Source organism: Echinicola vietnamensis DSM 17526 (genome assembly GCF_000325705.1).
Classification (GTDB): domain Bacteria; phylum Bacteroidota; class Bacteroidia; order Cytophagales; family Cyclobacteriaceae; genus Echinicola; species Echinicola vietnamensis.
The window spans coordinates 1,304,238-1,323,324 of the sequence record NC_019904.1 but is presented as its reverse complement, the minus strand read 5'-3'; the positions used below and the strand labels follow the sequence as shown (position 1 = coordinate 1,323,324).

The following is a 19,087-nucleotide window of genomic DNA, read 5'->3' as shown; positions in this document are numbered from 1 at the left end:
CGTACCGGTCCCTAGGAACGGACAATGTAAAAATGCTTTAGTCATGTATTATCTCCACAAATTTCTGCTAAAACAAATCCCCTATTTTCCAAAGCCTACAGGATGGAGATTGTTCATGTTTCTTAGGATCCAAGCTTGACGCTTGAAGTTATAGGCCGTGGGTTTGGCGGGAGACCAGCGCAATGGATTGGGAAGTACAGCGGCAATCATCGCAGCTTCTTGACGGCTGAGCTTTGCCGCTGGCTTATGGTAGAATTCCTGCGATGCCGCTTCAGCACCATAAATTCCATCACCCATTTCGATGACATTCAGGTAAACTTCCATGATCCGCTCCTTAGACCAGAGCAATTCAATCAATAAAGTAAAGTAAGCTTCCAACCCCTTCCGGACATAATTTCTGCCCGGCCATAAAAAAACATTCTTGGCCGTTTGATTAGAAATGGTACTTCCGCCACGGATGCGTTTACCGGATTTGTTTTCCTCCAGCGCTTTATCAATAGCCTCCATATCAAACCCAAAGTGGTCCAAAAACTTTTGATCCTCAGATGCTACCACCGCCTGGGCCAAATGCTTGGATATCTCGTCCATGGAAACCCAGTCCTTTTTCAGCCTCACCTTTCGTTGCTCATCTGTGGCTTGCTCTACCATCCTGATGACCATTAGCGGAGTGAGGTAGACGGGCACGTATTTGTACACCAGCGTCATCCCGATGGACAAGATGAAGAACCAAAGGATTATTTTTACGATAAACCGCCAGATTTTTTTCATAGAAACATGCTGAGAATTTACGCACAAATTACAGCTATTTCCTGAGGTGTCAAGCGGGCCAGGGAAACTGGTTCAAATCAAATGCCTCATCACTTAAGTTAGGGTGTTATGAAAAATCAATTTCTTTATATTTGCATGTTAAAAGACAGCTAGTGATGACTTCTCAAGACTCTCCCAAACTTCCCAAAGCTTTCGAGCAGCAGATGGCTTCCATATTGGAAGCTGATGAATATTCACTTTTTAAAGCCGCCTTGCTGAGTCCCTCCAACACCTCCATCCGGATAAACCCCCGAAAATCCAGTCCATTATCTGCAGACACCACTCCAGTACCATGGAACAGCCAAGGATTCTTCCTGCCCCAACGGCCGAAGTTTACATTTGATCCACTTTTTCATGCTGGCGCCTATTACGTCCAAGAAGCTTCTTCCATGTTTATTGGGCACATTTTGAATCATCTCCAGGCTCCCAAAGAAGGGCTTTACCTGGATCTATGCGCCGCACCTGGTGGCAAGAGTTCCCTACTGGCAGATTATATTGGCGAGGAAGGGATGTTGGTCGCCAATGAAGTCATCAAAACCCGGGCAAGTATCCTCAAGGAAAACATGATCAAGTGGGGACTGGGCAATACCGTGGTGACGAATAATGATCCTTCCCATTTTGAGCCATTGGAAGGGCTGTTTGATGTGGTGCTGGTGGATGCCCCATGCTCGGGAGAGGGCATGTTTCGCAAAGACGTCCAGGCCAGGGAAGAATGGTCTCCCGAAAATGTAAAGCTTTGCGCAGCTCGCCAGCAACGCATTCTTGACCAAACGGGAGCACTTCCCGGCCCAGAAGGGTACCTGATCTACAGCACCTGCACCTTTAACCAACAGGAAAATGAAGACATGATCCGCTTCCTTACGGAAGAGTTTGCCTATGAACCTGTACGGATTCCACTAAATCCAGATTGGGGGATCGTAGAAACGGAAACAGATACGGAATGGGGAACCTTTTACGGGTACCGGTTTTTCCCGCACATGGTTTCCGGAGAAGGGCTGTTCATCACGGTCTTCAAAAGACCTTCTGATGCTCATGTTCAGGAACCAAAAAAAATGAAAGATTTTAAGCATATCCTGCTCCAGCGAACGAATAAGGCTGAAAAACACCAGCTCAGAGAGGAGCTAAAGCTGGATGAAACGGTGGATTTTTACAAGCTGAAAAAGAGTTTTTTCGCCTTGAAAGGTTTTTGGGCCAAGTATTTCGAGCTGCTGGCCACCACGCTGAATGTTAAATATTTTGGGACCGAGCTAGGCAAATTCAACAAAGGGCAATTTATTCCTACCCATGATTTTGCCGTCAGCATTCTGCCCAAGAATTTCCCTAAACACGAAGCAAGTTTAGAAGCTGCACACAGCTACTTGAAGAAAGATGAACTCGAACTGGACATTTCACAAGATGGGTGGGTTTTGCTAACCTACCAACACCTGCCATTGGGCTGGATCAAGAATATCGGAAACCGCATCAACAATTACTACCCCAAAGAATGGCGCATCCGAATGAAGCTTATGGAATAGAGGGGTCTTTCACACCTGCACCCATGGCTGGCATGCAGGTATGAAAAGCAGGCAAAGCCCAGTCAAAGGCTGTTGATGCTATAGTCTTTCCCCGACCTATTCCATGTCGTCAAACTGCGACAGGTCGTAGGTTTCGGACTCAAGGTAATGTGGATAGATTTTCTTATGCTGTTTTTTGACCTGGCTGACCAATGATTTTCTAAAGGTCTCGATATTGGTACCATCCTGTGCGGCCATAAATACCGGTTCGATGCCCATTTTCTTTGTATAAACATTTTTTAACCGATCCAAGTCCAGGTAGTTTGCTTCCTCCACTTCTAGTTCTGACATGTTCATAAGCGCTTCCTCGGAGGGCATTTTAGGCACCAAGTCGATCTTATTAAATACCAGCAGGACAGGCTTGTCGCCAGCGCCCAGTTCGTTCAGGGTCTGGTTTACCACAGCAATATGATCTTCAAATCCCGGATGTGAAATATCCACCACGTGCACCAAAAGGTCCGACTCCTTAATCTCCATCAACGTGGACTTAAAGGACTCGATAAGGTGAGTGGGCAGTTTTCGGATAAACCCAACGGTATCTGAAAGCAGAAAAGAGATATTTTCCAATACCACCTTCCTCACCGTGGAATCCACCGTAGCAAAGAGCTTGTTCTCTGCGAGCACATCCGATTTGGTCACTAAGTTCATCAGCGTACTTTTCCCCACGTTGGTATAGCCGACCAATGCCACTCGGACAATTCCTTTGCGGCCTTTCCGCTGGGTTTCTCCTTGCTTCTCGATTTTTCTCAGCTTTTCCTTCAGCAGGGTGATTTGGTTTCGGATGATCCGCTTATCCGTTTCGATCTCCTTCTCACCGGCACCGCCCCTGGTAGCCGTACCCCCTCGCTGCCGCTCCAAGTGCGTCCACATGCGTGTCAACCGCGGCAGCAAATACTGAAATCTGGCCAACTCCACCTGCGTTTTGGCCTGAGCAGTCTGGGCCCTGTTCAAGAAAATATCAAGGATGAGCAAAGAACGGTCGTACACCTGTACCTTTAGCTCATTCTCCAGGTTTCGCATCTGGGAAGGCGATAGATCGTCGTCAAAAATTACCATGTCCACCTCAAAGTGCTTCACGTAAGCTTGGATTTCCTCCAGCTTTCCAGAGCCCACAAAACTCCTCACATCCGGCTTTTCCAATCGTTGGGTGAAGCGGTAGACTTCCTTGGCCCCCAAGGTTTCGGTTAGAAAGGCCAATTCATCCAAATGCTCCTCCACTTCTTGCTCCGATTGATTTTGTTTGATCAAGGCGACCAATACAGCCGTTTCCTCCACGGGAGCGGTATCTATCAGTTTTTTTAATTTTCTTGTATATTTACTCATTCAGTTCGTTTCTGATCAAGAATTGAATTTTGATTCGATAATCTTACATTTACCGTCATCCGTTAACGGTGACAGCGTTTATATTTATTCAACGTACATAGCCTATTGGAAGTTATGAACACACATTAAGCCATTTCCATTCGGCAAATTTCAAAATTATTTTGATGAAAATTAGTCTGCTAAGCAGAAAGAACGGAAATTTATGGCTTGTTTTTATAATATGACAGCAAATAAATGGAAATAAGAAGTACACCGATCCAAGATGTTTACGAACTCTATCCGAGGGTTTTTAATGATGCAAGGGGCTATTTTCTGGAAACCTACCGTGAAGACCTGCTGGCAGAAAGGGGCATTAACACACAATGGGTACAGGACAACCAGTCTTTTTCCATCGCCGGAACCGTGCGGGGCCTGCACTTTCAGCATGCACCTCATGCCCAGGCCAAGCTCGTGCGGGTCGTTACGGGGAAAGTTTATGATGTTTGTGTTGATCTGAGAAAGGATTCCCCTACCTTTGGCCAATGCCATGGGGTGATTTTGGACAGTGCACAGCACAATATGCTGTATGTGCCGGAAGGTTTTGCCCATGGGTTTTCAGTATTGGAAGATGCAGTCTTTTCATACAAATGTTCCAATTTTTATCACAAACCGAGTGAAGGAGGCATTATCTGGAATGATAGGCAGCTGGATATCGACTGGAAAGTAGGAGCTCCCATCATCTCGGATAAAGATTTGGAGTTACCTTCATTAGAAGAATTTAAGCAGCAAACAGGAGGAGGACTGTAAGATGGGATTAATGGATTTGTTCAAAAGCTCGAAAAAAGCAGAGCCGTTAAGCTTGGAATGGATGGAAGTGGACATGCACTCCCACCTCATTCCGGGAATCGATGATGGCGCAAAAACGTTGAAAGAATCCGTCGACCTGATCAAGAGATTGCAGGCTTTTGGGCTTCGCAAGCTTATCACTACGCCCCACGTGATGACGGAATTTTATAAAAACACTCCTGAAATCATCTCCGAAGGGCTGTATAAGCTACAGGAAGCATTGCAGAAGGAAAATGTGCAGATGGACATCGAAGCTGCAGCCGAATATTACTTGGATGAAATTTTCGTGGAAAAGCTCCAAAATGATGAGCCCCTACTCACTTTTGGTGACAACTATATCTTAGTGGAAACAGGCTTTATGAACAAGCCCCATATGCTACTGGAAACCTTTTTTGCGTTGGAGACCAAAGGATACAAGCCCATCTTGGCCCATCCTGAGCGGTATCTTTACCTTCAGCAGGACCCTGAGATGCTGGAGTCATTGATCGAAAAAGGCATCTATTTCCAAGTGAACCTCCTTTCATTTACCGGCTATTACTCCAAGCCGATCAAAGCCATGGCCGATAAACTATTGGAGAGGAGATTGGTGCGTTTTGTAGGGACCGACTGCCATAATGCGCGATACTTGGATGCGCTGGAGCGTTTGTCCTCGTTGAAGAGCTATGAAACGTTAAAAGCCTCCAAATTTATGAATTCCCTATTATGAAAATATTGATTACAGGTATCACCGGCCTGTTTGGGAGCTATCTTGCACGCGAATTTGGTGCGATAGGAGAAATCCATGGCCTAAAGCGCCCTACGAGCAATACCGATATCCTCAGCGATATCCACGGGCAAATTACCTGGCATGAAGGAGATATCAATGATTACCAGTCTTTGCAAAGGGCCTTTGAGGGAATGGACCTGATCATCCATGCCGCAGGACTGGTGTCATTTTCCCAAAAGGACAAAAACCAGCTGCTGAGAGTGAACTATGAAGGAACCACCAATGTGGTCAATGTCATGCTGGAGCTGGGCATCCAGCGATTGGTACATGTCAGTTCTGTAGCGGCCTTGGGCAGGACACCAGAACAGCACGTGGTAAATGAAAACCATAAGTGGGTAGATTCCCCGTGGAATACCCCCTATGCCATCTCCAAGTACCTCGGCGAGCTGGAGGTATGGCGTGGCGTACAGGAAGGACTGGAAGCCCTAGTGGTCAATCCCGCTGTGCTGCTGGCACGCCAATCAGAAACCAGGAGCAGTGCCGAAATCTATCGGTATGTGGCAGAAGAAAACCGGTTTTACCCCACTGGAGACATAAACTTCATTGACATCCGGGATGCTGCCAGTATCACTTTTAGGCTCTACCAGGAAAACCAATGGGACGAGCGGTTCATCCTCAGCAAAGGCAGCATGCCCTTTCAGGCGTTTTTTACCAGCATGGCCGATGCGATGGGCAAGCGACCACCCCAGATCGCGGTCAATAATTTTATGATCAACGTGGCCACTACATGGGGCCGGATCAAGCAGCTCTTTGGGCTTAAGCCGCTGCTGAACAAACAAACAGCCATGGTCGCACAGCTGCCCATCACCTTTGATAATCAAAAAGTTAACAAACTTACAGGGTATCAATACCGCTCGCTGAAAGAAACCTTTCAGTGGGCAGTGAACAAAAAATGAAGGGTTTTCGTTAACTCCAAAACCATTATAGGAATCCGAATGGATCCTAAAAATAATTTGATATTGGCATTTGAGCTACCAATTAATTTGGTATCTTAAAATATAAATTCAACCCGACACACATGACTGGAGATTTTGATCACAACAGGGAAGAAGAGCGGGCATTGATAGAGCGGTTTGAAAACTCCCTAAAAGCCAACTTGGATCTTTTCTTTGACGAAGAAGAGTTGGAGGATATTATCCGGTACTATTTTGACACCCAGAAATTTAAGAAAGCCCTGAAGGCAAGTAAACTTGCCTTGGAGCGTTTCCCCTTTTCCATAGAAATCAAATTGATGTACGGCCAGTGCCTGATCTTTAACGATGAGCTGGAAGAAGGCTTGGAAGTGCTGGAAAACATCAACAACCTTTCGCCAAATAACGAAGAGATCGTCCTTGCCCTTTCCAATGGCTTGCTGCTCAATGGCAGTGTAAAAGAGGCGATCCAAATTTTGGAGGATTTTCTTCCGATGGCAGAGGATAAGGCCGAGATTTATTACTCGTTGGGTAATTTCTATCGTGCGGAAAACAATACCGAAAAGGCCATCTTCCATTATAAAAATGCGGTAAAGCTAAAAATCAATCACGAAGATGCCCTTTTTCAGCTGGCGATGATTACGGAAGAAGAGGGATCTTTTGACGAAATCCTCCAGTTTTATCAGGAGTTTATCGATCAGGATCCTTACAGTGCAGAGGCCTGGTATAACCTTGGCGTGGTGTATAATCGCCTCGGACGCTATGAAGAAGCGATCAATGCCTATGACTATGCCTTGATCATCGATGACAGTTTTGCCTCAGCCTATTTCAATATGGGCAATGCCCTGATGAATACGCAGCAGTATGAAAAAGCCACAGAGGCCTACCTGAACACCATCAACAGCGAAGGAGCCAATTCGGAAAACTGCTGCTATTTGGCGGCAGCCTTTGAGAAGCTGGACCAAATGGACAAGGCCTTTACCTATTTCAAAAAATCGGCAAAACTGGATCCCGAATATGATGATGCTTGGTTTGGGTTGGGCATGTGTATGTTAAAAAAGGATAAATTTTTTGAAGCGATTCATTACTTCAAGAAAGCCTTAAAGCTCTCCAGTGTCAATGCCAATTACTGGGTGGGACTGGCCGATGCCGAATATCATCTCGGAAACCTCCAGGCCAGTTCGGAAGCTTATGAAGAAGCTATCAACCTGGAACCCGGCCTGATGGAGACTTATGTAAACCTTTCCATCATCTATTTTGACCAAAACCGTTTTGAGGAAGCCATCGATGTGCTGAAAGAAGGAATCGATGAGTTACCCGAAGATGCGGAGCTATATTATCGACTCGTAGTTTATCTTATAAAGACAGGTAAATACAAGGAAGCCTTTTCATATTTAGAAAATGCATTAACTTTGGATTTTGAACGACATGAAATTCTATATGACTTGATGCCAGAAGTAAAGCATCAGAAGGCCATATACAAGATCATCGCTCAATACAAAGAAGGATTATAAGCCGAGTACTATTTACCTAAAATTTTAGAGAATGAATTACGTGCTGAAGAACGTACCCGTACGTACTGAGAAACCACGAACTACAGGATACACAATGGCTATGGACAAAGGTCTTAGCATGAGGGAGGTAGAAGACTTCATTGATGCTTGTGGAGACTATGTCGACATTGTGAAACTGGGATGGGCCACTTCTTATGTGACCAAGAATTTAAGCCAAAAACTTCAGATTTATAAAGATGCCGGTATTCCGGTTTATTTTGGGGGGACGCTCTTTGAAGCATTTGTGATCAGGGACCAGTTTGATGACTACCGCAAGGTGTTGGACAAATACGACCTTGCTTATGCGGAAGTGTCTGATGGTTCGATTACCTTGGATCATGACAAGAAATGTGAATATATCCACACCCTATCGAAAGACGTGACCGTACTTTCGGAAGTAGGTTCCAAGGATGCCGCCAAAATCATCCCTCCTTATAAATGGATCGAACAAATGCAGCAGGAGCTGGATGCGGGCGCCTGGAAGGTGATCGGCGAATCCCGTGAAGCGGGGAATGTGGGGCTGTTTCGTGATTCCGGAGAAGTAAGGCAAGGACTTGTAGAAGAAATCCTTACCAAAATTCCAGAGGAAAAAATCCTTTGGGAAGCTCCACAAAAGGCACAGCAAGTGTGGTTTATCAAACTCTTGGGTGCCAATGTAAACTTGGGAAATATCGCTCCCAACGAAGTCATTCCGTTAGAAACCATTCGATTAGGACTTAGAGGAGATACTTTTGACCATTTCCTCGATATGGCCAACGTATAGAATTAATCTTGGCGACTGCAGTAATCTGCAGTCGCTTTCTTTTAATTGCTACATGAGACACACCAAACAATACCTGCTGACTTTCCTAAAAGGGATGGGCATGGGGGCCGCGGACATTGTACCGGGCGTTTCCGGGGGAACCATTGCCCTGATTACGGGGATTTATGAAACCTTGCTGGACAGCATCAAGTCCATTGACTTGGATGCTTTAAAGTTATTGGCTCGTTTCCAGCTCAAAGCACTTTGGAAGCACATCAACGGGAGTTTTTTGGTCGCTTTGTTCTTGGGGATATTTACCAGTATCTTTACGCTTTCCAAGTTGATCACCTACTTGATGGATGAACACCCCATTCCATTGTGGTCGTTCTTTTGTGGCTTGATCATCATTAGCTCCATCTTGATCCTCCGGGATATCAAGCGCTGGAACATCATGGTGATATTGGCCATCCCGGTGGGGGCCGTGATCGCGTATTGGGTAACTGGGCTAAACCCCGTGGAATCCCCCAATGCGTTGTACTTTACCTTTATCGCCGGGGCCATTGCGATATGTGCGATGATCCTCCCTGGAATTTCTGGCAGCTTTTTGTTGTTGATCCTAGGGAAGTACGAAGCCATCCTTACCGCAGTGACGGAAAAGGACTTTCTTACCTTGGGAATATTTGCCTTAGGCTGTTTGGTGGGGCTGCTTTCGTTTTCAAGGCTGATCAGTTGGTTGTTAAAAAACCATCACGCGGTCACCATTGCGGTGCTGTCAGGCTTTATGCTGGGATCGATAAACAAGATTTGGCCGTGGAAAAAAGTTGTCAGCTATCGGATTTCCAGCAGTGGAGAACAGAAGCCGTTTATAACGGAAAATCTCTTCCCCAATCATTACCTGACAGAAACAGGCAACGAGCCACAGTTCTTTATTGGTCTGTTGGCGTTCTTATTTGGAATATTGCTGGTCATTGGATTGGAAAGAATGGCCTTTTATTTGAAAAAGAAATGAGAAAATTCGGACTTATCGGTTATCCTTTAAAACATTCCTTCTCCGGAAAGTACTTCGCAGAGAAGTTTGACCGTGAAGGAATTCAGGACTGTCAGTACGACCTATATGAAATTGATGCCATTAGTAAATTTCCGGAATTGATCAAGAACAACCCGGGCCTGGAAGGCATCAACGTAACCATTCCTTACAAAGAACAGGTCATTCCTTACCTCGATGAACTGGAGCCTGGCTGTGAGGCCATCGGAGCCGTCAATTGCATCAAAATCAAGGAAAATAAGCTTATTGGGTACAATACCGACTATATCGGTTTTAAGGAATCCTTGGATGCTTGGCTAGAAGGCCAGCGACCAAAGGCCCTCATTTTGGGCACTGGTGGAGCTTCCAAAGCTGTCAAACAGGCCCTAGAGGCCCTCGAGATGCCGTACCTCATGGTGTCACGAAATGCCAATGGCCAAAAAGGCCGGATCACCTATGATGACCTGATCAAAAACGAACAATACCTTCAAGAATACTTTTTAATTGTCAACACCACCCCATTGGGTACTTTCCCTAACACCGAAGAAATGCCCGAAATACCGGTCAGTCAGATTGGAAGGGAGCATAAGGTGTATGACTTAGTCTACAATCCAGAAAAAACCTTCTTAATGCGTTCCCTCGAGGCACGTGGTGCGGTCGTAAAAAATGGTTTGGAAATGCTCCAACTCCAGGCAGAAGCTGCTTGGAAGATTTGGAACTAGTGTCAAGTCTCACGTTGATGGACGCCCCTTTCCTCCATCCATCCTTTGCCCCGCCGCGGCGGGGATATCAGGGCGAAAGCGTGCCCCTTTAAGGATTAGATGAGCAGTGGTAATGCGTCAAAGTAAACGTGCTTGATACCAGATCGAAAACCGGGATTGGAACCCTTGAAGATGGTATGAGGAATGAGATATGCCGATCTGCCCAGGTGGATGGTACATCTTCCATTGAATCGCTGACACACTACGAAGCTACTGTCAACGGTTCAATCCTATTGCCCTAAAAAACAGGCACACTCCCACCGAAGAGGGAAAGCCCCTATAGGGTGAACCAAGCTTCTAAAACCGGTTTTTTTCATTAATTAAACAGTTCAACCAATTGACACCATTACCATGTTTTGGAAAAAATTATCGCACGAAGAAGTTAAGAAGCAAATATTTGGCGCATTGGCGCAAAACCATAACTACAGGGGTGAATACCCTGCACTGGGTGTACCGGGAACTTACTTGGACACGACCGAATTCTATCATGATGCGCCTTTCCTGAAAGACGCACCCTTTATGTCCGTGATGGTCCAAAACCCCAACCACATCGGCATCCACACCTTGAGTGAGGAGTCGGTGCTTGACTTGTTTCAGGGCACCCAAAAGATCGAACGGGACCTGATCAATTTGGTGGCGGAAGAGGTATTCGCCGGTGAGCAAGGGCAACAGGATGGCTATGTGGCCACAGGAGGCACCGAAGCCAACATCCAGGCCATGTGGGTTTACCGAAATTTCTTCCAAGCGGAATATGGGGCGAAGACCGAAGAAATCGCAGTGGTCTATTCCAGCGATTCCCACTATTCCATGCCCAAAGGCGCCAACCTGCTGAACCTCCACAACATCATCTTGGAGGTGGATGAAGAAACCCGGCAGATCACCCAAGCATCCTTGGAAAGCAAAATCACCGAGGCGAAGGAAAACGGTGTTAAATACTTTATCGTCATCGCCAACCTCTCCACTACCATGTTTGGGTCGGTGGATGACGTGGACCGCTTAGGTGACTTCTTCACCACGGCCAATGTCACCTTCAGAATCCATGTGGATGCGGCTTATGGTGGATTCATCTATCCATTTACCAATGAGGAAAGCACCTATACCTTTCAGAATCCGTATATCACCTCCTTCACGAGTGATGGCCATAAGATGCTTCAAACCCCTTATGGTACGGGACTCTTCCTCATCAGAAAGGGCTATATCCACCATGTCTGTACCGAAGAAGCACAGTATATCCCGGGCAAGGACTACACCCTATGCGGATCCCGGTCAGGTGCCAATGCGGTCTCCATGTGGATGATCCTAAAAATCCATGGTTCCGAAGGCTGGAAATATAAAATGGCTTCGCTCTGTGACCGGACGGAAAGGATCTGCACCCGGCTGGACAGGATGGGGGTAAAATATTTCAGAAACCCTCACTTAAACATCATCACCATCAAATCTGAATTCATATCGCCAAGAATAGCCAAAAAATACAACTTGGTGGCCGACAGCTATGAATTCAAGCCAAAATGGTACAAGATCGTGGTCATGCACCACGTAAGGCAAGGGGTCCTTGACAGCTTCCTTATGGACCTAGAAGGTGAATTGGTCAGTAAAGGCTAGATCATCACCCTATCAAAAACCCGTCATGAATAACGTAGCGAAAATGAGGCAAGCCGTGTCTAAAGATAAAAGGACGCTTGCTACTTTTCCTCATCACCATGACGGGTTTCATTTTTATAGGAGAAAATTTCCCGCGATACCTCCTTACCTAAAATCAAACCAAAGGGTAATCGGATCGTCCTGATCACCATGATGGCCTACATTTCTTTGGTCATGTGAGGAGGGGCCCATGTCTTCAGCAGCATGAAACTTGGTGCCGATGGCCGGGATTTTATAAAGAAAGGATAAGTCTCCCGCCGGAAAAGGCACCTTCAAATCATCTGTGACATATGGAGAATTCTCTGGCGTAAACAGGCGGAAAAACAAGCCCGGACTTTCCGTATAAACACTGAAGCCTCCATGCTCAGTAGCCAACTGATAAGCAAATAGGTCTGCGTGGTATCCCTTGAATTCCGGATATTCCAGCCGTCCTTGGGTGCTGTATCCCGTGATTGTATTGTTATAATCCTTCTGCCAGGCTCCAAACCGAGCACCCCTTAATCGGTTTTGCCAGACACGGTAGGGACCATCCCCGAGCCATTGGACACCTGTAACCTGCTCTTCAGGAAAATTAAAATGAATGCCGACATAGGGTTCTTCACTTTGCCTTCTGTCCGGTGCTGCTGCGACCAATCTGATCAGGCCATTTTGATAAAGGGTCCATTTCACCGTGTAGGGGTATGTTTTGTAGGCTACTTTTATATGGTAATTTCCATCCTCATCTTGATGGACTTGAGCCTCCTTGGGGACTGGTTCATGCTTCAAAACCGGACCGGAGAAAGGAAGGATTTGACCGGCTCTTTCTACCTTTTCCAGTGCATGATTTTCGTTAAAATACACTTTTAGATCCCCTATGGTAAAGGCTCTTCCCTCCTTTTGGATCATGGTTGGTACTTCAGCAGCTGTGGATTCCGGGAGGTGCTTAGATGCAAATTCAGCAGGGGAAGCAATGGGCCAGGACCAGGTATTGATCAGTTTGCCAGAATGGTCCTTTACAGCGATTTCCAACCAATCTGAATGGGCAAAATCATCAGGAAGCCCTAACTCCACTTGTGAATGCTCGCCCGGTAAGGTGCTTTTGAGGGTGACGGTACCGCCAGATGTTATTTCCTCATGCCAGTTGGCAAATGCTTTCAGCGTCCAGCTAAGCTCCATCCCTTCGAGATCGGTATATAGATAGTGGTTTTCCAGGATAAGCTTCCCATCAAAGTGGGCATTTACGACCATGGGGGTGACTTGGACTGGCGACCAGATGTCCTTGATGGTGTAAAAACTCCCTTCCTTTTCCCTGAAGGGCCCGACAATCCCATCGGGAGCGTGATTGCCATCGGCATCCAAGCTGTCTCCACGATCTGTCCTGACGACAGCCTCATCGGAAAACACCCACAAAAATCCACCGGCCGCACGAGGATTTTCCAGATAATCCTTCCAAAAGTCGTCCAAGTTGGCCCCATGGCCTCCATCGTAAAGGCCATGCAGCATTTCCGTGGGCATAAAAATGTTGTGCCCATTGGAGAGGCGATTGATGCCGGCACGGTAGGTGGGATAATGGAAACTGTCCACCCCGTTTCGGTTGAGCCATGGGTAGATGACCGGCCGCTGCTGGATGTCCCACTGGTGAAACCACTGCTCATTGGCAAAATCCCAACCGCCTTCATTTCCATGGTCCCAAACAATCACCGAAGGATGGTTTTCATCTTTAAGGATGGTTTCCTTGATGAGCTTTGGCCCGACGATGGTATCATAACCGTCTTGCCACCCGGTAACTTCATCCAGCACAAACAAGCCCAAAGAATCACAGAGCTCCAAGAAGCGCTCATCAGGTGGATAATGGCTCATCCTTACGGCATTCATATTCATTTCTTTCATTAACAGAATATCTTCCAAATGATTGGCTTCGCTGAGCGCTCTTCCGGTAGTAGGATAAAAAGAGTGCCGGTTTACCCCTTTGAAGATTACTTTGGTGCCGTTAACATAAATGCCATCTCTTTCCCTTAGCTCCACTGTCCGAAATCCGACTTGCGCTGTTTGGGTGTATACAGCCTTTCCCTGCTCCAAAAGGGTAAATGTGGCTTGGTACAGCTGGGGTGCTTCTGGATTCCATGCTTTTACCTTTCCGAAATTGTGGGCAATGGTCGTTTGTTCATTTTCCAGCGGAGAAGAAAATGTGCCCAATAACGCCTTGGACTGATAGTCCGTCAGACGGACTTCTACCGACGCATCTTTCAGCATTTCCTTGACGTACAACACTGCCTTAAAGTCTCCAGAAGCCTTGGCATCAATGGCAACCCTGGAAAAGTGGGCTTTGGGCAGCACTTCCAAATAAACGGGTCGGTAAATCCCACCAAAGATCCAAAAATCGGCCTGTCGCTCGGCCCTGTTCACCGAGGCATTGGCCGAATGTTTGGCCACTTTTACTTCCAAAAGATTTTCCTCGCCGAAGTGAAGCAGCTCAGTAATATCGTAGCTAAATTCATAAAAGGCTCCTTGGTGGATTTCTCCTGCCAACTGCCCATTGATCTTTACTTCCGTGTCGGTCATGGAGCCGGCAAAGACAATGTTGATGGTTTTCTCTTGCCAACTTGCTGGTACTTCAAAAGGATGTTTATAATAGCCTACTTCCTTGCCAAGCTGGCGGTCCTCACGGCTATGATCATGGCCATAATTATAGGTTCCATAGCCCTGTAGTTCCCAATTGGAAGGAACAGGGATATTGCTCCATTGCTCCGCCTTTCTCCCATCCGAAACCTTAAAATCCCATGTTACAGGATGGGCAGCATCTTTTCCGGAAAGATAAACTCTTCGGTATTCGTGAGGCTCTTGAGCGAATGCAAGGGTAAAGCAACAAAAAGCAAGGATTGAAAAAAGCACTAGTTTTGACGGCATGGGCTTATCATTTTTGACATGAACGACCAATATAAGCGATCATGGTGAAAATCAGGTAAAATGGCCAAAAATATATAGCGCGTATCCGTAAAAGCGCGCCGAAAAAAATATTCCCGTTGATCCCCAACGGCTTACACGCTCCATCAGGTTTGTCCTTCTCAATTTTACATAAAAATATGGCAATCCCAGAGATAAATGGCTATCTTATTCTAAACATAAATCACTAACCTTTTTCGCCTATGCCTAGAGCTAAAAAAAATGAAAGTGACCGTAAAATCTTTGTTTTAGACACCTCGGTCATTCTTTATGCCCACAATTCCATTATGAATTTTGCCGAGCACGATGTAGTGATTCCAATCACGGTATTGGAAGAACTCGATCAGTTTAAGAAAGGTAATGATTCCAAGAATTTTGAGGCGAGAGAGTTTATTCGATTACTGGACAAGCTTTCCAAAGACAAGATGATCCACAAATGGACCCCACTGAACGGAAAGACCAAAGGCAACTTTAAGGTCATGATGACCACCAATGACAGTAATGGCAAAGCAGATCAGCAAAATGCCAATACGATCTTTGGAGAGGAAAAAAACGATCATAAAATCCTAAATGCTGCCCTTGATCTGAAAATCAGTGAAAATGGTCGGAAAGTCATCTTGGTAAGCAAGGACATCAATCTCCGCCTCAAGGCCAAATCCCTGGATATTCAAGCAGAAGATTATGAAACAGGCAAGATCAAAAATATCACCGAACTGGAAAGTACCGGCAAGGATATTTTAGAGGGCATCGACCCTGATGTCATTAACCAATTATATGATAATCATACTGTAGAGGCCAAGAAAGTCTTGGGGACGCGCAAGCGGAAGACCAATACCTTTTATATTCTAAAAAGCGAAAAGAATTCTGTGTTGGCCTATTATAATGGGGAGGAAAACACCATCGAACGGGTGGATAAAAAGCTTGCCTATAATATAAAACCTAAAAATGCCGAGCAGACCTTTGCCCTGCATGCCATCACCAATCCAAATATCAAGTTGGTTTCCGTGCAGGGGGTAGCCGGTACCGGTAAGACCTTGCTGGCCTTGGCAGGTGCCTTGGAGCAAAGAAGGGACTATAAACAGATCTTTTTGGCCAGGCCCATCGTCCCCTTAAGCAACAAAGACATCGGCTATCTGCCCGGAGATATCAAGTCGAAGCTTAACCCTTACATGGAACCGCTTTGGGACAATTTGAAGTTTATCCAAAACCAGTTTAAGGAATCCGACAAGGAATATCAAAAGATCACCGAAATGGTCAACCAGGAGAAACTGGTCATACAACCGCTGGCCTATATCCGTGGAAGGTCTCTGTCAAACATATTCTTTATCGTGGACGAAGCCCAAAACCTCACGCCACATGAGATTAAGACCATTATCAGCCGGGCCGGGGAAAACACTAAAATCGTCTTTACAGGCGACGTCTATCAAATTGACACCCCCTATCTCGACAGCCAGAGTAACGGGCTCTCTTACCTGATAGACCGTGTGAAAGAGCATCCTCTTTACGCGCACATCAAACTGGAAAAAGGAGAACGCTCCGAACTCGCCAATCTAGCCAATGAGCTGCTTTAACCTAAGCCTAGCGCTGCCATTGGGAAAGCAAAAGCTATGGTAACCTGAAGCTGCCTCAAAATCATCGTTACGCTTCTTTGGTTGATCGAGGCAGATTTTATGGCAGTTTCAGGTGGCTTAACTGTTCCTTCGCCGTGCAGGGTATTGTATGGACTTGGTACCTTTGGGACGCTGTGGATTTTTATTTTCCCGTGGCCTTACTACCACTAGGCAAACCGACCGTTCCCTGCTTTTACAGTTGAGGATCATGCTACAACGATGGCGGGAGGATGTTGGTAGGTGCTGATTGCATGCAGATGGCGCAGGTTATGAAGATTTTCGTTGGTCTTTCTTGAAGGTACATTCCTAAAGGCGATTACCTTGGATTTTTTCAGCCCGACAGGAGACTGCAAGCTGATATTTATCCCCAACGAAGGCTGAAAGCCTTTTATCATCCTAGCCCAAGGTAAGGCCTTGGGGTGCAGCCGCCATAATTTCTTCCTTTCAGGCTGAAAGCCCAGCTCACCACTTCGGTAAAGCCCGTCTTGATGATCAATAGAATCAAGCCACTTTTCCAAGGGATGAATGTTGACTGGGTTAAGTTACCATGGGTGAAACCCATGGCTATGGATGTGTCGCCCCTCCGGGGCTGGCTTTCCAGTATATATCATGCACCATACCAGGGATCAGCAATATTTTTGAGCGCAGCTTCCTTAAAAGGATGGCATTTTATCGTTGGACTGCATGAATTCAAGCTTTGCCGAAAAGGCCTCTTCACAGCCACAGACATGTGCATTGTCAACTTTTAGGTCACGTAAGCCGCCGATAAAAAAGATGAACACGGATTTGCAAAGCCTCTAACACCCTATCGGTGTTTATCAACGTTCATCCGTGGCAGAATAGCAGCCTAAGGCGACCAGGAAAATATTGATCCACCCCAATAGACGAATAACCAACTTTTCCGATTGGCCCAAAAACATTTCATGGGATTATAAAACAAAAGCCTCCAAACTGGAGGCTTTTTTGAGTATATCCTTTCTAGCAATCGTCAATTAACTCTCTGTAATGGTATTAAGCTTGGCCAAGAAGCTGTTGTAGTATTGACGGCCTACTTGCACCACGGCACCATCCTTTAGGTTAATTTCCTTGGTGCTGAAGCTCGCAATTTGGGCCAGTTGTACGATATAAGATTTTTGTACCCGCAAGAAGAGATTAGAAGGAAGCTTTTCCTCCATTTCCTTCATGGACTTACGGATGGTGTAGGTTTTGTTTTTGGTAAATATAGAAACCATGTTTCCGTTGGCCTCTACATAATAAATATCGCCATAGTCAACTCGTTCATAAGCATTATCGGATTTGATGTAAACCGCATCCGCTACCAGGTATGGGCTTTCAGCACTGGGTTTAGGGGTATCCGAGCTGGCACTTTGGTTTCGTCTATTGTAAAGGACGATTTCCACGATTGCATGGATATCGTTCGTGTTGAATGGCTTTACGATAAATCCTGCCGGATGAATACGTTTCGCACGCTCAATGATCGAGGGATCACTGTAAGAAGTGACATATACAATGGGGGCATCCACCATTTGCTGTATTATCTCTCCCAGCTCGATACCATCCTTGTCACCTTTAAGTTTGATGTCCATAAATACCAGATCAGGCCGGTATTTCTTGATTACCTTGATGGCTTGATTGGCAGAATTTGCGATATCAATATTTACGTAACCTAAAAGTTCAAGGATCTCCTCAATATTTTCTGCAATATCCGGATCGTCCTCTACAACCAGTATTCTTTCTTCTTTCATGTTATCGTATGGTTGGTCTATGTTTGGTGAAGCGCTTGATGCTCAATCATTAACATTCACAAATGAATTCAATTTTTTCTCAAATACTGACTGAAAATGAGAATATTATTCTTAAAAAACAATTTAAAACCGTCGTTTTTTAATTATAAACTCATCATATCCTTAAACCTTGCGGCTTGGCGTCGGCTGACTTCAATGCGGTCTCCTCCCTTAAGTGTCACGACCAGCCCTCCATTAAACCAAGGTTCGATCCCTTCTACCCAACTTAAGTTTATAATATGCTTCCGGCTGGCCCGGAAGAAAGATTTTTCATCCAATCGCTCGTCCAAGGCATTCAGGGACTTGTGGATCATGGGCTTGTTGTTTTCAAAATAAACTTTTATGTAATTCCCGTCGGATTCAAACAACCGCACATTTTCAAGTTTAACAAACCAACAGCGATCACCATCCTTTACAAACACCTGATCATTCAAAGATAGTTTTTTCTCCCCTTCTATGGTAACTTTTTCAGTATCTTTGGTCAAATCAGCATTATTTTGAAGCTTATTTTTCAGTTTTGCGATGGCTTCGGATAGTCTGGCGGGTTCTATGGGCTTCAACAGATAATCCAAGGCATTTACTTCAAATGCCTTCAGTGCAAACTCATCGTATGCCGTCGTGAAAATCACATCGGGGACGGTTTCCATTTCGGACAGCAGGTCAAACCCAGTCTTTTCAGGCATCTGAATATCTAAAAATATCACATCAGGATTCAGGCTGCTGATCTTTTCTTTCGCATCATCTACATTTACTGCTTCTCCAATTACCTCCACATCATCTATGGAAGACAATAGGTTGATCAGTTCTTTTCTTGCCAGTCTTTCGTCATCGATTACTAGTGCGCGCATGCTATAAAGTTTTAAGA

Annotated in this window: 16 protein-coding genes; 10 read left to right on the top strand and 6 right to left on the bottom strand. The window is 45.6% G+C overall.

Features of this window, described 5'->3' with window-relative positions:
• Nucleotides 1-81 precede the first annotated feature (81 nt).
• The gene (gene mtgA, locus ECHVI_RS05625) at nucleotides 82-768 is read right to left on the bottom strand and encodes a monofunctional biosynthetic peptidoglycan transglycosylase (RefSeq protein ID WP_015264989.1); all 687 of its coding nucleotides are present in this window, start codon (nucleotides 766-768) and stop codon (nucleotides 82-84) included.
• 155 nt (nucleotides 769-923) lie between these two features.
• On the opposite strand from mtgA, the gene ECHVI_RS05620 reads away from it, so the two are divergent.
• Entirely contained in the window at nucleotides 924-2,321 is a 1,398-nt protein-coding gene (locus ECHVI_RS05620; protein ID WP_015264988.1) for a methyltransferase RsmF C-terminal domain-like protein, read from the top strand.
• A gap of 96 nt (nucleotides 2,322-2,417) precedes the next feature.
• Here ECHVI_RS05620 and hflX read toward each other — a convergent pair whose 3' ends face one another.
• Nucleotides 2,418-3,683 (bottom strand): GTPase HflX, encoded by a 1,266-nt coding sequence (gene hflX, locus ECHVI_RS05615; RefSeq protein ID WP_015264987.1) that lies wholly within the window; start codon nucleotides 3,681-3,683, stop codon nucleotides 2,418-2,420.
• A 234-nt stretch (nucleotides 3,684-3,917) separates the two neighbouring features.
• On the opposite strand from hflX, the gene rfbC reads away from it, so the two are divergent.
• From rfbC to ECHVI_RS05575, 8 genes are all read left to right on the top strand, one after another.
• Nucleotides 3,918-4,469: a dTDP-4-dehydrorhamnose 3,5-epimerase gene (gene rfbC, locus ECHVI_RS05610; RefSeq protein WP_015264986.1), complete on the top strand. Its 552-nt coding sequence runs from the start codon at nucleotides 3,918-3,920 to the stop codon at nucleotides 4,467-4,469.
• A gap of 1 nt (nucleotide 4,470) precedes the next feature.
• On the top strand, nucleotides 4,471-5,214 hold the full coding sequence (locus ECHVI_RS05605) for a tyrosine-protein phosphatase (RefSeq protein WP_041738345.1): 744 nt from the start codon (nucleotides 4,471-4,473) through the stop codon (nucleotides 5,212-5,214).
• On the top strand, nucleotides 5,211-6,170 hold the full coding sequence (locus ECHVI_RS05600; protein WP_015264984.1) for an NAD-dependent epimerase/dehydratase family protein: 960 nt from the start codon (nucleotides 5,211-5,213) through the stop codon (nucleotides 6,168-6,170). Before ECHVI_RS05605 ends, ECHVI_RS05600 begins: the two co-directional genes overlap by 4 nt.
• A 122-nt stretch (nucleotides 6,171-6,292) precedes the next feature.
• Nucleotides 6,293-7,699, top strand: coding sequence for a tetratricopeptide repeat protein (locus ECHVI_RS05595; RefSeq protein WP_015264983.1), 1,407 nt, complete (start codon nucleotides 6,293-6,295; stop codon nucleotides 7,697-7,699).
• 31 nt (nucleotides 7,700-7,730) lie between these two features.
• Nucleotides 7,731-8,501, top strand: a complete 771-nt coding sequence (locus ECHVI_RS05590; protein ID WP_015264982.1) for a phosphosulfolactate synthase — start codon at nucleotides 7,731-7,733, stop codon at nucleotides 8,499-8,501.
• A gap of 52 nt (nucleotides 8,502-8,553) precedes the next feature.
• Entirely contained in the window at nucleotides 8,554-9,489 is a 936-nt protein-coding gene (locus ECHVI_RS05585; RefSeq protein WP_015264981.1) for a polyprenyl-phosphate transporter, read from the top strand.
• The gene (locus ECHVI_RS05580; protein WP_015264980.1) at nucleotides 9,486-10,226 is read left to right on the top strand and encodes a shikimate dehydrogenase family protein; all 741 of its coding nucleotides are present in this window, start codon (nucleotides 9,486-9,488) and stop codon (nucleotides 10,224-10,226) included. Before ECHVI_RS05585 ends, ECHVI_RS05580 begins: the two co-directional genes overlap by 4 nt.
• Nucleotides 10,227-10,616: 390 nt before the next feature.
• Entirely contained in the window at nucleotides 10,617-11,867 is a 1,251-nt protein-coding gene (locus tag ECHVI_RS05575) for an aminotransferase class I/II-fold pyridoxal phosphate-dependent enzyme (protein WP_015264979.1), read from the top strand.
• Nucleotides 11,868-12,011: 144 nt separating this feature from the next.
• Here the strand turns inward: ECHVI_RS05575 and ECHVI_RS05570 are convergent, their stop codons facing one another.
• Nucleotides 12,012-14,792 carry a glycoside hydrolase family 2 protein gene (locus ECHVI_RS05570; protein WP_015264978.1) on the bottom strand — a complete coding sequence of 927 codons (2,781 nt, stop codon included), beginning with the start codon at nucleotides 14,790-14,792 and terminating at the stop codon, nucleotides 12,012-12,014.
• 239 nt (nucleotides 14,793-15,031) lie between these two features.
• Between ECHVI_RS05570 and ECHVI_RS05565 the strand changes: the two genes are divergently transcribed.
• Nucleotides 15,032-16,399 (top strand): PhoH family protein, encoded by a 1,368-nt coding sequence (locus ECHVI_RS05565; RefSeq protein WP_015264977.1) that lies wholly within the window; start codon nucleotides 15,032-15,034, stop codon nucleotides 16,397-16,399.
• Between the two features lie 245 nt (nucleotides 16,400-16,644).
• Here ECHVI_RS05565 and ECHVI_RS05560 read toward each other — a convergent pair whose 3' ends face one another.
• From ECHVI_RS05560 to ECHVI_RS05545, 3 genes are all read right to left on the bottom strand, one after another.
• Entirely contained in the window at nucleotides 16,645-16,956 is a 312-nt protein-coding gene (locus ECHVI_RS05560; RefSeq protein ID WP_041738344.1) for a hypothetical protein, read from the bottom strand.
• Nucleotides 16,957-17,430: 474 nt separating this feature from the next.
• Entirely contained in the window at nucleotides 17,431-18,183 is a 753-nt protein-coding gene (locus ECHVI_RS05550) for a LytR/AlgR family response regulator transcription factor (RefSeq protein ID WP_015264976.1), read from the bottom strand.
• A 143-nt stretch (nucleotides 18,184-18,326) separates the two neighbouring features.
• Nucleotides 18,327-19,070 carry a LytR/AlgR family response regulator transcription factor gene (locus ECHVI_RS05545; protein ID WP_015264975.1) on the bottom strand — a complete coding sequence of 248 codons (744 nt, stop codon included), beginning with the start codon at nucleotides 19,068-19,070 and terminating at the stop codon, nucleotides 18,327-18,329.
• Nucleotides 19,071-19,087: the final 17 nt, after the last annotated feature.

Excerpts from the sequence above, each read along its gene's own strand:
- hflX (WP_015264987.1), bottom strand. The coding sequence starts at position 3,683 with ATGAGTAAATATACAAGAAAATTAAAAAAACTGATAGATACCGCTCCC.
- ECHVI_RS05605 (WP_041738345.1), top strand. The coding sequence starts at position 4,471 with ATGGGATTAATGGATTTGTTCAAAAGCTCGAAAAAAGCAGAGCCGTTA.
- ECHVI_RS05590 (WP_015264982.1), top strand. The coding sequence starts at position 7,731 with ATGAATTACGTGCTGAAGAACGTACCCGTACGTACTGAGAAACCACGA.
- ECHVI_RS05580 (WP_015264980.1), top strand. The coding sequence starts at position 9,486 with ATGAGAAAATTCGGACTTATCGGTTATCCTTTAAAACATTCCTTCTCC.
- ECHVI_RS05585 (WP_015264981.1), top strand. The coding sequence starts at position 8,554 with ATGAGACACACCAAACAATACCTGCTGACTTTCCTAAAAGGGATGGGC.
- mtgA (WP_015264989.1), bottom strand. The coding sequence starts at position 768 with ATGAAAAAAATCTGGCGGTTTATCGTAAAAATAATCCTTTGGTTCTTC.
- ECHVI_RS05595 (WP_015264983.1), top strand. The coding sequence starts at position 6,293 with ATGACTGGAGATTTTGATCACAACAGGGAAGAAGAGCGGGCATTGATA.
- ECHVI_RS05575 (WP_015264979.1), top strand. The coding sequence starts at position 10,617 with ATGTTTTGGAAAAAATTATCGCACGAAGAAGTTAAGAAGCAAATATTT.
- ECHVI_RS05570 (WP_015264978.1), bottom strand. The coding sequence starts at position 14,792 with ATGCCGTCAAAACTAGTGCTTTTTTCAATCCTTGCTTTTTGTTGCTTT.
- ECHVI_RS05545 (WP_015264975.1), bottom strand. The coding sequence starts at position 19,070 with ATGCGCGCACTAGTAATCGATGACGAAAGACTGGCAAGAAAAGAACTG.
- ECHVI_RS05550 (WP_015264976.1), bottom strand. The coding sequence starts at position 18,183 with ATGAAAGAAGAAAGAATACTGGTTGTAGAGGACGATCCGGATATTGCA.
- ECHVI_RS05565 (WP_015264977.1), top strand. The coding sequence starts at position 15,032 with ATGCCTAGAGCTAAAAAAAATGAAAGTGACCGTAAAATCTTTGTTTTA.
- ECHVI_RS05600 (WP_015264984.1), top strand. The coding sequence starts at position 5,211 with ATGAAAATATTGATTACAGGTATCACCGGCCTGTTTGGGAGCTATCTT.
- ECHVI_RS05620 (WP_015264988.1), top strand. The coding sequence starts at position 924 with ATGACTTCTCAAGACTCTCCCAAACTTCCCAAAGCTTTCGAGCAGCAG.
- rfbC (WP_015264986.1), top strand. The coding sequence starts at position 3,918 with ATGGAAATAAGAAGTACACCGATCCAAGATGTTTACGAACTCTATCCG.